Source organism: Rodentibacter rarus, assembly GCF_001998965.1.
GTDB lineage: Bacteria > Pseudomonadota > Gammaproteobacteria > Enterobacterales > Pasteurellaceae > Rodentibacter > Rodentibacter rarus.
In genome coordinates this window covers 1-12,198 of record NZ_MLHJ01000120.1, presented here as the reverse complement: position 1 = coordinate 12,198, position 12,198 = coordinate 1, and the positions used below count along the sequence as shown (strand labels likewise).

Sequence of the window (12,198 nt, the reverse complement as noted above, 5' to 3'; positions counted from 1 at the left end):
TTGGAAGATCATTGACAGTTTGAAGCTCTTGGTACATTCCGATTGTACCGCGAATAAATTCTTTTGCCGATAAAATGTGCGGAAGGATAGGACAAAATAGAAGATCTGCGGCAAGCACTGACATATCAACGGTAATATCGCGCGTTCCTCGTGTATCGACGATAATCACATCATAGCCTTGGAGTTTTTTCAATAAAAAACTAAACCGAATAGCCCCGTCTGGTGCGTTACGGAGCATTTGACTGACATTATTTGTCGGATCATTTGATTGGATTAAATCTAAATTAGGTAGGGTTGTTTTCGATATGATGTGGCTTGGCTCAACATCTTGGTAGGTTAAAAACTCGTGAATACCTCCAGGTGCTGTGTATTCCAAAGCAAAATACGCACTTAATGTGGGCTGGGTATCGGTATCAATCAGAAGGGTTTTTAAGCCGTGATCGGCACAAAATGCACCAACATTTGCTGCGTTAGTACTTTTTGCAGATCCACCTTTAGTGGAAGCGATGGTAATAATGAATGTTTTTTGAGATAGATTTTGATTTTTCATTTCGATACTCTCTTAACAAAGATAGGTTAATTAAGTATCGACTAGGGGACTAAATAAATGTCTTATATAGATCTTTAATAAAAAGATTATGATGCCCAATCTTATAATATTGGCTCCTCCTGCTGGACTTGAACCAGCGACATATGGATTAACAGTCCACCGTTCTACCGACTGAACTAAGGAGGAGTAGATTTTACGACCTGATGAATGGTGCCTCGAGGCGGAATCGAACCACCGACACGGGGATTTTCAATCCCCTGCTCTACCGACTGAGCTATCGAGGCGTTATCATCACTGGCTACTGCCTGACAACGGTGCGTATTAAACTATTTTTTCAGTGGAGGGTCAACAACTAAATTAAAAAAAATGAAAAAATAAGTGTGTTTGAATGGTTAATAACCAAAATGTCTATAAAAAAAACGAATTTTGTAAACTTATTTAAAAATAACCGCACTTTTTTTTCGAAAAAATGCCCGAAGAAACTACTTCGGGCATTTTTGAGATGGAAATTATCGTCTTACTCGGAATTTTTTCTGCGCTTTATCCACTTTTAACAAATAATTTCTCGCTTGGGAGGAAGGATGTGCCGTGGTTAAAATGCGATAAACCTGTTCCGGATACATTTGGTTGATTTTATAAATCGCTTCATCTTTATCGTTATCAAACACCCGTAGCACAGCACCCGCCCCACTGTTATAAGCAGAAATCATCGCAAAACGTTTAGATGTTGGGTTCGTAATTCCGTCTAAATACTGATTTTGCAGGATCCACAAATAAGCAACTCCCGCATCAATATTGTTTGCCGGGTCGTACAAATAACGTGTTGATGGTTGACCACTTTTTCCTTTCATCGCAAAAATATCACGCCCTGCGGTATGAGGCACTACCTGCATTAAGCCAATGGCATTGGCATAACTTATCGCATAAGGATTAAAACTTGATTCGGTTTGCATAATACCCAAAATCAAACTTTCATCAATACCATAACGCAGTGCCGCTTTTCGAACCAAAGGCAAATATTTTTGTGCACGCACTTCAACGTGGTTTGCAATCATCGGAATGGTGACAAACTGCACCATATTGCCATTTTGTAGACGGCGAGTCTGCAATTTATTTTGAATTAAATAAGTCGCAAAATTGCCTGCAATAAACTGATTTGAAATTTGCTGACCGTTATTATCGACCACCTGCCCTAAAAGAAAAGGACGTGTACTAATAGGCACATCGCCCGAGGCAAATAAATCAATCCCTTTTGCATCAGACCCCATTAACAATGTATGCACAATCGCATTATGTAAACGGTTAAGATCTTGTTGTGTTTCAATGATAATATTCCCTTCATCAAAACTCACATGGCTACGGGTATAAAAAGAATCCGTATATTTCACATAATCTTTACGGCTTGCCACAAGTAATTCATTCACTCCCCAAATACGATCAATATTATGGGAAAATTGCCCGGTGAGAATATCTAAACCTTGGGTGTCTTTCGCAAAAACCTCATCATAATTAATACCACGGTTAGGCGAATCGCTACAGGCATAGAGAAATGGTAACAGTGTCAATAACAAATACTTTTTCATTTTTAATATCAATTATTGGGATGGGGGAACATAGCCTTCAATATGAATATCTTTTCCTTCAAAGAGGAAACTGACCATTTCTTGTTCAAGTAACTGACGATGTTCCAAATTCATCATATTCAGTTTTTTCTCATTCACTAACATCGTTTGTTTTTTTATCCATTCAGTCCAAGCCTGCTTGCTGATTGAATCAAAAATTCGTTTCCCTAATTCCCCCGGATAAAGTTGGAAATCGAGACCTTCAGCCTCTTTTTTGAGATATTCACAAAACACTGTTCTCGCCATAATAATTCCTTGCAAATTGTGTTAATAAATTTTTTACAGGCTGTGCCAGCCCGATCTGTTCAGAATTTTGCGGATCATACCAATATTTGACCGCACTTGATAGACTTGGTTTATATTCTTTTGGTTTTTCCATCACTTTTCGCCAATCACGGTTTTCCCGCTCACCCCGATCATTTTCTAGTTCCGCATAAATCGGATAAATATCTAAATGAAAATGACTAAAAGTATGACGAAAGCTCGGCCATGCCTGATAATGGGAAATGTCCTCATTGGCTAAATAAGCCAATAACGCCTCTTTCGATTCAAATTGTGGAAAACAAAATAATCCGCCCCATAAACCAGTGTTTTCCCTTTGCTCCAACCATACTTTGCCATTTTTAGACAAAATCAAAAAATAGGTTTCTTTTTCCGGTAGCGGTTTTTTCGTTTTTTTACCGGGGAATTGCGCCCAACTGTCGTTTTTATAAGCCAAACAATCTTTCATCAAAGGACAAAACTCACACTTTGGTTTAGAGCGAGTGCAAATCATTGCGCCAATATCCATCATCCCCTGATTAAAATCCGCCACCTGTTCTACTGGTGTGACCTCTTCCGTTAAATGCCATAAACGGTTTTCCACCTTCTTTTCACCAGGCCACCCTTCTACGGAAAAATAACGTGACAACACACGTTTCACATTGCCATCTAAAATGGGATAAGGTTGGTTTAACACGGAAGATAAAATCGCCCCGGCGGTAGAACGCCCCACGCCCGGTAATGCCCAAACCTGTTCAAAATCCGTAGGAAAATCGCCGTTAAATTCATCCCGAATTTTTTGTGCTGCCTTATGTAAATTGCGAGCCCTTGCGTAATAGCCCAGCCCTGTCCACAAATGCAATACCTCATCTTGTGACGCATTGGCAAGTGCGGTCAAATTTGGAAACGTTTCAACAAACCGCTCAAAATAAGGGATCACCGTTGCCACTTGAGTTTGTTGAAGCATCACCTCTGAAAGCCAAACCTTATAAAGGGTTTTATTTTGCTGCCAAGGTAAATGCTTACGCCCCAATTTGTCGTACCATTGCAATACAGATTGGGCAAAAGGTGCTTGTGGGGAAGATTTCGCTAACATAACTTTCCTAAAATTGATTTAAAGTGCGGTCAAAAATGGTCGTAATTTTACACGAAAATGGGGCTTGTTTATCTCTATTTTTTCAGTATAATCTGCACCCTATTTGGTGCCAATTTGTTGGCGTATTATTCACTCACGCGGTGTAAGGAGAAAGTTCTTATAGCGGCGTGGCTTCATTTTGAGGTTTTCTATGAAACAAGGTATTCATCCAGAATATAAAGAAATCACAGCGACTTGCTCTTGCGGTAATGTGATCAAAACCCGTTCAACGTTAGGCAAAGACATCAATCTTGATGTGTGTGGTAACTGCCACCCATTCTACACAGGTAAACAACGTGTTGTCGATACCGGTGGTCGTGTTGAGCGCTTCAATAGTCGTTTCAAAATCCCGAGCACAAAATAATTTAAATGTGTTTTATAACCCCGCCAATTGGTGGGGTTTTTTATATCGTTAGATAAAATTTAACGATAATAAAAAGGATGAACCCGCTATTTCTACTGAGATTCATCCTCGGGTTATGTTAACGTTAGTTTTTAAAACTCGTTCATTTTCAATCGCACTTTTAATGTGTTAAGGGAGTTCATCCACTTCTTTATCTACTTTAGGTGGGAGCATATGTTCACGTCTAAGCCCCACATCATAAGCAACGGCAATCGCCACAAAGATAGAGGAATAAGTACCAAAACCAACCCCAACCAGCAAGGCAAGGGAGAAGTTATGAATAGATGGTCCACCAAAGAAAAAGAGGGCAACCACAACAATTAACGTGGTTGCAGAGGTCATAATGGTTCTTGATAGAGTCTGTGTAAGGGAAATATCAATAATATCAAGAGTATCTAATCGTCTGATTTTACGGAAATTTTCACGCACACGGTCGAACACTACGATACTATCGTTAATGGAATAGCCAACCACAGAAAGAATAGCGGCAACGAAAGTGAGATCCATTTCTACCTGCAATGCGGAAAATACCCCCAGGGTAATCACTACATCGTGGGCAAGAGAAACAATTCCGCCCAAACCTAAACGCCATTCAAAGCGGGAACCAATGTAAATTAGCATCATCGCAAGAGTCGCTAAAGTGGCATATACCGCACCTTGAGCCAGCTCTTCACCCACATTTGGACCAACAAATTCAACACTTTTAATTTGAATCGCCGAATCCAATTCAATCAACATACCTTTGACACGCTCACCAATGCTGGAATCATTGTCCGTGGCAGGTAAACGAATCATCACATCTTGAACCGAGCCGGTGGTTTGCACAATCGGGCTTTCAATCCTATTTTCTTTTAACTTGCCACGGATTTGTTCAAGATTAGCAGGTTGTGAAAAATGGGTATCAAAGACCACCCCACCGGTAAAATCTAACCCCCAGTTAAATCCTTTTGTGACAATAAAAAACAGGGAAACCGCCGTCAACAATACGGAAACAAGGTATCCCCATTTACGAACTTTCATAAATTCCGTTAATGGGAAAGGGAGTTTAATGCCATTAATTTCTTTGATGAGATGTCCGTTTTTATCTCTTGCAAAAAGTGCCATAGTCACCTCAATTAAATCGAAAGTTTTTCAACACGTTTGCCGCCATAAATGATATTCACAAGCGCACGCGTTCCCGTAATAGCGGTAAACATGGAAATTGCCACCCCTAAGGAAAGAGTGATAGCAAAGCCTTGAATTGGTCCCGTTCCCACTGCATAAAGAATAATTGCCGTTAGAATTGTGGTTAAGTTCGCATCAAAAATAGAGGTAAATGCACCGTTATAACCTTCGTTGATCGCCTGTTGAACCGGGCGACCATTACGGATTTCTTCTTTAATACGTTCAAAAATAAGTACGTTGGCATCCACCGACATCCCCAGTGTCAGCACGATACCGGCAATCCCCGGCATGGATAAGGTCGCCCCAGGAAGAATCGACATTAATCCAACCAATAACACAATGTTAATCACCATCGCAAGGCTGGCAATAATACCGAAGAGTTTATAATAAAACAGCATAAATACGATGACGGCAATCAATCCCCAAAAACTAGCATTCAAGCCTTGTTCAACATTTTGAGCTCCTAATGATGGACCGATAGTACGTTCTTCTACAATTTGCACCGGGGCAATTAATGCACCTGATTTCAATAAAGTGGAAAGATTATTAGCTTCCGCCATACTATCCACACCGGTAATTTGGAAATTGGCACCAAAACGGGCTTGAATGGTCGCTACATTAATGACTTCTTCGCTTTTCTCGAGAATTGTTTTGCCGTTTTCGTCTTTCTTACCGTTGTCTTTATATTCAACATAAAGGGTCGCCATCGGTTTTTTATAGTATTTTTTGGTGAGTTGCGACATCTGTTCCCCACCTTCACTATCCAATGTCACACTCACTTGTGGCGTGCCGGATTGCTGATCTAACGCAGCACTGGAGTTAATGATATGCTCTCCCCCCAAAGAAGGGCGTTTGAAAAGTACGATAGGGCGACCCTCACGATTATATTTCACCTCAGAATCAGCCGGTAAAATACCACGCAATGCCGCTTCAGCATTCACTGCTTGATTGACCATACGAAATTCGAGTGTTGCTGTTGCACCAAGAATTTCTTTTGCACGGGCAGTATCCTGCACCCCCGGTAATTCAATAACGATACGCTCCGCACCTTGACGCTGTATGACAGCCTCAGCAACGCCTAATTCAGAAACACGCTTACGCAAAATAGTCAGGTTTTGTTCAATCGCTAAATCACGGGCTTCATTCAGCGCTGAGGTAGAAAGGGATAAGTTTAGTGTATCGTTATTCGCATCCGTGACGTCTAACGTTGGATGTGCCTGGCGAATAATGCGGGAGGCTTTTGAAAGTTGATTCGGATTAGCAAGGGTGACCGTTGTACCAAAATTCTCCGCATTTTTAATGCCGGTATATTGAATTTTTTCCTTGCGGAGTTCATTGCGTAAGGTGTCTTGTAACTGCTCTTGACGTTTTGCCAAAGCGGAATTCATATCCACCTCCATCAAGAAACGTACACCACCACGCAAATCCAAGCCCCATTTCATCGGGTTTGCGCCCACACTGCTTAACCAAGCAGGGGTTGCCGGCGCAAGATTTAATGCCGTGGTATAGTTATTACCGAGTTTTTCAGCAATTTTATCTTTAGCAAGCAACTGATCATCCGTATTATTGAAACGCGCTAAAATAGAGCCTTGCTCAAGAACAATGGATTTGGTTGAAAGATGATTGGCATTTAAGACCTCTTGAACTTGTCCTAATGTTGCCGTGGTGGCTTGTTGCCCACGAGTACCGGAAATTTGTACCGCCGGATCTTCACCATAAATATTTGGAAGAGAGTATAAAACACCAATGGCGACCACAAGGATCACCATTAGATTCTTCCATAATGGGTAACGATTTAGCATAGTTGTCCCTTTAGGAATAAAAAATTAAAGCGTTTTTACCGAACCTTTTGGAAGGATAGTAACAATATAGTTGCGGTTAATCGTGATTTCTGTCGTTTCATTTAAAGCGATCACCACACTGTTATTGTCTTCAATCACTTTTGTGATTTTTCCCATTAAACCACCGGCGGTTAAAACCTCACTACCTTTAGTTAATTCAGACATTAATTTTTTATGCTCTTTATTACGCTTCGCTTGTGGACGATAAATCATAAAGTAAAAAATTAAACCGAAAATCACAAAAATCACTAACGTGGACATTGGGCTTTGAGCTTCCATTTGACATTTTCCTTATTAAATTTGAGTTGAAAATCGGGCGATAAAATACCATAAATCGCACAAAATGTGAAAAGCATATTGATTGATTGCGAGATTTAAGCAACTAAAGTTTCTCAACTGCTTTTTATACCACCACTTATATATCAATAAGGATAAGTTTCTTGTTGGATTAAACCAGACAAATTGCCTCATAAGTTTTAAGGATGCCTACCCATTATCTAGCATTATTTTCTCTCACTATTACGTCGTTAACGAATAAAAAAATTAAAACATCATTAAACATAACTATACTTTTAAACATTCCCTTAAAGTGCGGTTGGTTTTTTAGGATGTTCTATGGGAATATTTTCCATTTTTGTCTTGTGATTTTCGGGAATAATGATGAATGACAGCACGTATTTTAAATAGATAATGTAGTATGCTTTGCATTGAAACTATTTGAAAAAACTCGATTCAGCTACATACTAATGTCAAAATTCGTCTTAAGAGGTCAGGTAATCACCATGGAGTTAGCTTTAGAGCAAACACTACCCATAGGGAAAGCATAATTTAATATTATTTTAAGATTGACTGAATCGATAGTCTCCAATGTTGAATTATTACTGTATCTAAAATTAAGTGATTTTGCTTTAAATGATTGCTCACGGGTAGATACTATTTGGTGTGATAGTAGATGAGAAAGTAGGTTATACAACAGGCTTAATAGTAGCGATTGTATTACCTCGACAAGATAAATGATTCACTTCATCAACACTCAAATTAAAGCTTTGGAGAAAACCATTAAACAGTGCGTTAATAAAGATAACATTTTGAAAAACAATGTAAAATTACTTTGTTTTATTCCGGCGATTAGTTTCACGACAGCTGTTGAATTTATTGCTTATCTAGGAGAGGGCAAGCACTTTAAAAATGCAAAGTCGGCAGCGACCTTTGCCGGATTAACGCCGATGATTAAAAGCTTAAATACCGTCATTGGTATCTCAAAAATAGGGTACCCCTAATCCGTAAAGCCCTCTTCTACCCTGTGATGAACTTTACATTTGGTTGTTATAAAAACAGAGTATACCGCAACTTTGTGCAACGCTTAACCCAAGTGGGTAAGCCTAAAATGGTGGTGACTACTGCTTTAATGCGTAAACGCCTCACCCATTGCACAAGCGGTATTGCAAAAACAAACTACATTTAATTTAACGATATTTACAAAAATAAAATTTGTTGTGTCTTATGGTATCTACGTTTCGTTGAAACAAGTATTTTTGTGCATTTACCACATAATACCGCATAAATTCATGGAATTTTAACCGCACTTTTGCTGTATTATGCCGTCTTCATTTGGAAAATCACCAATTCCGCCTGGCAACAGAAGGTAAATTTGGCGTTTAACAAATAACCGTCATCCGTTTTTCTGATTTCTGATTGAATTTCACAAGGTTCGCTTTCCACCTCTCGAGCTTTCTGAGTGAAGAAATCAAGGGCGGTTTGAGCCTGTTCTTGGGTGTCGTAGAGATAGCTAATCGCTTGTGTGCAATCCCGATTGTCAAACAATGATTTCATATCAAAGGTATTACAGCCCACACATTCAATCGGTTTTTCTGTTTGAATTGCCATCATTTACTCCTTCTTTAATTACTATATCAAAAGGCAGCTTGCCGCAGGGCGTACAAATAGCACAGCAAGGCAAGCCAAGGCCGTATCATTGAAATTTTAATTCACTATTTTGCTGCCACAAGGCCCACGGCCTCATAGACTTTTGCTAGAGTGTCCTGTGCCTTTGCCCGTGCTTTTGCCGCCCCTTGACGAAGCACTTCATCAAGCAAGGCTTCATTATTACGGTATTCATTGAAACGTGTTTGCAAACCGGCAAGCAAATTCGATACTTCATCAGCAACAGCGGTTTTTAAATGACCGTACATTTTTCCTTCAAATTCTTGTTCCAGCTGTGCAATGGATTTATCCGTTACCGCAGAAAGAATATCCAATAAATTCGATACGCCTGCCTTGTTTTTCACATCATAACGAACCACCGGCGGCTCATCAGAATCAGTCACCGCACGTTTAATTTTTTTCGCCACGGATTTTGGATCTTCTAACAATGTCACCACATTATTACGATTATCATCGGATTTTGACATTTTCTTTTCAGGATCCTGCAACGACATAATCCGAGCCCCGGCTTTACCAATGAAAATTTCAGGAATGGTGAAAACATCGCCATAAAGGGCATTAAAACGGTTTGCAATATCACGGGTGATTTCCAAATGTTGTTTTTGATCATCGCCCACCGGCACACTTTTTGCCTGATAAAGTAAGATATCTGCCGCCATCAGCACGGGATAATCAAACAATCCCACATTAATATTTTCCGCATAACGTGCCGATTTATCTTTAAATTGCGTCATACGGCTCATTTCACCAAAATAGGTGTAGCAATTGAGTACCCAGCCTAATTGCGTATGCTCCGGGACATGAGATTGTACGAAAATTGTCGCTTTGTTCGGATCAATACCACAGGCTAAATAAAGCGCCACCACATCAAGGGTTGCCTTACGAAGTGCCGCAGGATCTTGACGAACCGTGATGGCGTGTAAATCGACCACACAGAAAATACATTCATAATCCTCTTGCATTTTTACCCAATTACGCAACGCCCCTAAATAATTCCCAATAGTGAGTTCACCGGAGGGTTGCACACCGCTAAATACGATAGGTTTTGTCATACTTTATCCTTTTTTATTTTGCAAACAAATTGGTGATATCATATCAAAAGATGTATGGTTTTTTAATGAGGGAGTTCAAAACAGGTGGTAAAAATGCTATATTGCGCGCAATTTCAGCCTGTTTATCGCGTCTATTACGTTTCTTTTATGAAAAATTATCATAATATTGTGTTGGCATTCGCCGGCGTATTCCAATCTGCTGCATTAGTCAATCAGCTGGCAATGAAAGGTGAAATTGAAAATCAAAATGCCTTTCAAACAACGATTCGCTCTCTTTTACAAACCCACCCGGAAAATTTACTTGATGTATTTGGCGGACAGACTTTCCATTTAAAACTGGGGTTAGAAACACTTATTGAACAATTTTCTACACTTGATGATCGCAACATTGTCACTTGTTGGAGCGGTCTATTGAATTTAGAAAAACAGCTAAGTAAAGATCGAGAAACCAAATCACAACTTGCTCAACGTATTCAACGTTTACCGGAACAACTCGCCTACCATGGGTTACTGAGCGAAAGAATGCTATCTATTATGGCGGGCATTTATGTGGATCTCATCAGCCCCTTAGGGAAAAAAATTCACGTTATCGGGGAAGCCAATTATTTACAACAGCCATTTATTCAAGATAAAGTTCGTGCTTGTTTACTTGCAGGTGTTCGCTCTGCCATATTATGGCGACAAATGGGCGGCAATAAATGGCAGCTTTTATTCTCCCGAAGCAAAATAATCAACACGGCGAAAGAAATTTATTTAACTCTTCATCCTTAATTATTAACATCCCTTAATACACCGGAGTATTTTATGCAACTTTCCGCACTGACTGCGATTTCCCCAATTGATGGGCGTTACCAAGATAAAGCCACCGAACTTCGTTCAATTTTCAGTGAATTTGGTTTACTCAAATTCCGTGTTACCGTTGAAGTTCGTTGGTTACAAAAATTAGCGGCGAATGCTGAGATTTCGGAAGTTTCCCATTTATCTCAGGAAGCAAACGATTACCTCGATAAAATTGTCAGTGAATTTAGCCTAAAAGATGCCGAACGTATCAAAGAAATCGAGCGTACCACTAATCACGATGTAAAAGCGGTGGAATATTTCCTAAAAGAAAAAAGCGAAGCCTTACCGGAATTAGCAAAAGTATCGGAATTTATCCACTTTGCCTGCACTTCGGAGGATATTAACAATCTTTCCCATGCCTTAATGCTGAAAACCGCTCGTGATACGGTGGTTTTACCGCAATGGCAAAAATTGATTGATGACATTACCCAACTGGCAAACGACTACAAAACCATCCCATTGCTTTCCCGCACCCACGGGCAACCGGCTTCACCAACAACAGTGGGAAAAGAAATGGCAAATGTAGTCTATCGCTTACGCCGTCAATTCAAACAACTGCAACAAAATGAAATTCTCGGTAAAATTAATGGTGCCGTGGGGAACTACAATGCCCACCTCTCAGCCTATCCAAACCTTGACTGGCATAAATTCAGTGAAGAATTTGTCACTTCACTGGGGTTAAACTGGAACCCTTACACCACACAAATTGAACCTCATGATTACATTGCCGAGTATTTTGATGCCATTGTGCGTTTCAACACCATTATGATTGATTTCGACCGCGATCTTTGGGGCTATATTGCGTTAAATCACTTTAAACAACGCACCATTGCTGGCGAAATCGGCTCTTCCACGATGCCGCATAAAGTGAACCCGATTGACTTTGAAAACTCTGAGGGCAATCTTGGGCTTGCCAATGCGGTAATGACCCACTTAGGACAAAAACTGCCAATTTCCCGTTGGCAACGGGATTTAACGGATTCCACCGTATTGCGTAATCTTGGTGTCGGGTTAGGCTATTGTTTAATCGCCTATGCAGCCACCCGCAAAGGCATCAGCAAATTGGAAGTGAACGAACAGCATTTGCGCGATGAGCTCAACCAAAACTGGGAAGTACTGGCTGAACCGATTCAAACCGTAATGCGCCGTTATGGTATTGAAAAACCGTATGAAAAACTGAAAGAATTAACTCGAGGCAAGCGTGTGGATGAGCAAGCCATGCGTGAATTTGTGGAAAAACTTGAGATTCCGACTGAAGAAAAAGCCCGTTTACAACAACTCACCCCGGCAACCTATATCGGTGCGGCGGTTGAATTAGTGGAAAAACTCTAATTTGACATAATAAAGAGCGGTTGAAAATTACTGAGATTTTCCGGTATTATGTAG

At 40.1% G+C, this 12,198-nt stretch carries 14 protein-coding genes and 2 tRNA genes; 5 read left to right on the top strand and 11 right to left on the bottom strand.

Annotation, left to right across the window (positions count from 1 at the left end):
• The 6 genes from BKK50_RS10700 to mutY all read right to left on the bottom strand — a co-directional run.
• On the bottom strand, positions 1-550 hold a 550-nt coding region (locus tag BKK50_RS10700; RefSeq protein WP_143529814.1), incomplete at its 3' end, for a ParA family protein.
• A gap of 110 nt (positions 551-660) precedes the next feature.
• Positions 661-736 (bottom strand) — tRNA-Asn (locus BKK50_RS10695).
• Positions 737-758: 22 nt separating this feature from the next.
• Positions 759-834, bottom strand: a tRNA-Phe gene (locus BKK50_RS10690).
• Between the two features lie 225 nt (positions 835-1,059).
• Positions 1,060-2,133, bottom strand: a complete 1,074-nt coding sequence (gene mltC, locus BKK50_RS10685) for a membrane-bound lytic murein transglycosylase MltC (RefSeq protein WP_077417890.1) — start codon at positions 2,131-2,133, stop codon at positions 1,060-1,062.
• Positions 2,134-2,145: 12 nt separating this feature from the next.
• The gene (locus BKK50_RS10680; RefSeq protein ID WP_077417888.1) at positions 2,146-2,418 is read right to left on the bottom strand and encodes an oxidative damage protection protein; all 273 of its coding nucleotides are present in this window, start codon (positions 2,416-2,418) and stop codon (positions 2,146-2,148) included.
• Positions 2,396-3,529 carry an A/G-specific adenine glycosylase gene (gene mutY / locus BKK50_RS10675; RefSeq protein WP_077417886.1) on the bottom strand — a complete coding sequence of 378 codons (1,134 nt, stop codon included), beginning with the start codon at positions 3,527-3,529 and terminating at the stop codon, positions 2,396-2,398. Before mutY ends, BKK50_RS10680 begins: the two co-directional genes overlap by 23 nt.
• A 190-nt stretch (positions 3,530-3,719) precedes the next feature.
• Here mutY and rpmE point away from each other — a divergent pair, with 190 nt between their 5' ends.
• Complete coding sequence (rpmE, locus tag BKK50_RS10670; protein ID WP_005625828.1) at positions 3,720-3,932, top strand: 50S ribosomal protein L31; 213 nt, start codon at positions 3,720-3,722, stop codon at positions 3,930-3,932.
• A gap of 168 nt (positions 3,933-4,100) precedes the next feature.
• Here rpmE and secF read toward each other — a convergent pair whose 3' ends face one another.
• From secF to yajC, 3 genes are read right to left on the bottom strand one after another with little or no spacing between them, the layout of a single operon-like run.
• The gene (gene secF, locus BKK50_RS10665) at positions 4,101-5,075 is read right to left on the bottom strand and encodes a protein translocase subunit SecF (RefSeq protein WP_077417884.1); all 975 of its coding nucleotides are present in this window, start codon (positions 5,073-5,075) and stop codon (positions 4,101-4,103) included.
• Between the two features lie 11 nt (positions 5,076-5,086).
• Entirely contained in the window at positions 5,087-6,937 is a 1,851-nt protein-coding gene (secD, locus tag BKK50_RS10660; RefSeq protein WP_077417882.1) for a protein translocase subunit SecD, read from the bottom strand.
• 24 nt (positions 6,938-6,961) lie between these two features.
• The gene (gene yajC, locus BKK50_RS10655; RefSeq protein WP_077417880.1) at positions 6,962-7,255 is read right to left on the bottom strand and encodes a preprotein translocase subunit YajC; all 294 of its coding nucleotides are present in this window, start codon (positions 7,253-7,255) and stop codon (positions 6,962-6,964) included.
• A gap of 734 nt (positions 7,256-7,989) precedes the next feature.
• Here yajC and BKK50_RS12945 point away from each other — a divergent pair.
• Entirely contained in the window at positions 7,990-8,256 is a 267-nt protein-coding gene (locus tag BKK50_RS12945; protein ID WP_244149454.1) for a transposase, read from the top strand.
• A 26-nt stretch (positions 8,257-8,282) separates the two neighbouring features.
• Positions 8,283-8,441 (top strand): hypothetical protein, encoded by a 159-nt coding sequence (locus BKK50_RS12940; RefSeq protein ID WP_244149453.1) that lies wholly within the window; start codon positions 8,283-8,285, stop codon positions 8,439-8,441.
• A 131-nt stretch (positions 8,442-8,572) separates the two neighbouring features.
• Here the strand turns inward: BKK50_RS12940 and BKK50_RS10645 are convergent, their stop codons facing one another.
• Positions 8,573-8,863 carry a YfcZ/YiiS family protein gene (locus BKK50_RS10645; RefSeq protein WP_077417878.1) on the bottom strand — a complete coding sequence of 97 codons (291 nt, stop codon included), beginning with the start codon at positions 8,861-8,863 and terminating at the stop codon, positions 8,573-8,575.
• A 104-nt stretch (positions 8,864-8,967) separates the two neighbouring features.
• Entirely contained in the window at positions 8,968-9,972 is a 1,005-nt protein-coding gene (gene trpS / locus BKK50_RS10640; protein ID WP_077417876.1) for a tryptophan--tRNA ligase, read from the bottom strand.
• A 147-nt stretch (positions 9,973-10,119) separates the two neighbouring features.
• On the opposite strand from trpS, the gene hflD reads away from it, so the two are divergent.
• Positions 10,120-10,743, top strand: coding sequence for a high frequency lysogenization protein HflD (gene hflD / locus BKK50_RS10635; RefSeq protein WP_077417892.1), 624 nt, complete (start codon positions 10,120-10,122; stop codon positions 10,741-10,743).
• 33 nt (positions 10,744-10,776) lie between these two features.
• Complete coding sequence (gene purB / locus BKK50_RS10630; RefSeq protein WP_077417874.1) at positions 10,777-12,144, top strand: adenylosuccinate lyase; 1,368 nt, start codon at positions 10,777-10,779, stop codon at positions 12,142-12,144.
• The last annotated feature ends 54 nt before the right edge of the window (positions 12,145-12,198 follow it).

Coding starts and splice junctions, on each gene's coding strand:
- mltC (WP_077417890.1), bottom strand. CDS start 2,133: ATGAAAAAGTATTTGTTATTGACACTGTTACCATTTCTCTATGCCTGT.
- BKK50_RS10680 (WP_077417888.1), bottom strand. CDS start 2,418: ATGGCGAGAACAGTGTTTTGTGAATATCTCAAAAAAGAGGCTGAAGGT.
- mutY (WP_077417886.1), bottom strand. CDS start 3,529: ATGTTAGCGAAATCTTCCCCACAAGCACCTTTTGCCCAATCTGTATTG.
- rpmE (WP_005625828.1), top strand. CDS start 3,720: ATGAAACAAGGTATTCATCCAGAATATAAAGAAATCACAGCGACTTGC.
- secF (WP_077417884.1), bottom strand. CDS start 5,075: ATGGCACTTTTTGCAAGAGATAAAAACGGACATCTCATCAAAGAAATT.
- secD (WP_077417882.1), bottom strand. CDS start 6,937: ATGCTAAATCGTTACCCATTATGGAAGAATCTAATGGTGATCCTTGTG.
- yajC (WP_077417880.1), bottom strand. CDS start 7,255: ATGGAAGCTCAAAGCCCAATGTCCACGTTAGTGATTTTTGTGATTTTC.
- BKK50_RS12945 (WP_244149454.1), top strand. CDS start 7,990: ATGATTCACTTCATCAACACTCAAATTAAAGCTTTGGAGAAAACCATT.
- BKK50_RS12940 (WP_244149453.1), top strand. CDS start 8,283: ATGAACTTTACATTTGGTTGTTATAAAAACAGAGTATACCGCAACTTT.
- BKK50_RS10645 (WP_077417878.1), bottom strand. CDS start 8,863: ATGGCAATTCAAACAGAAAAACCGATTGAATGTGTGGGCTGTAATACC.
- trpS (WP_077417876.1), bottom strand. CDS start 9,972: ATGACAAAACCTATCGTATTTAGCGGTGTGCAACCCTCCGGTGAACTC.
- hflD (WP_077417892.1), top strand. CDS start 10,120: ATGAAAAATTATCATAATATTGTGTTGGCATTCGCCGGCGTATTCCAA.
- purB (WP_077417874.1), top strand. CDS start 10,777: ATGCAACTTTCCGCACTGACTGCGATTTCCCCAATTGATGGGCGTTAC.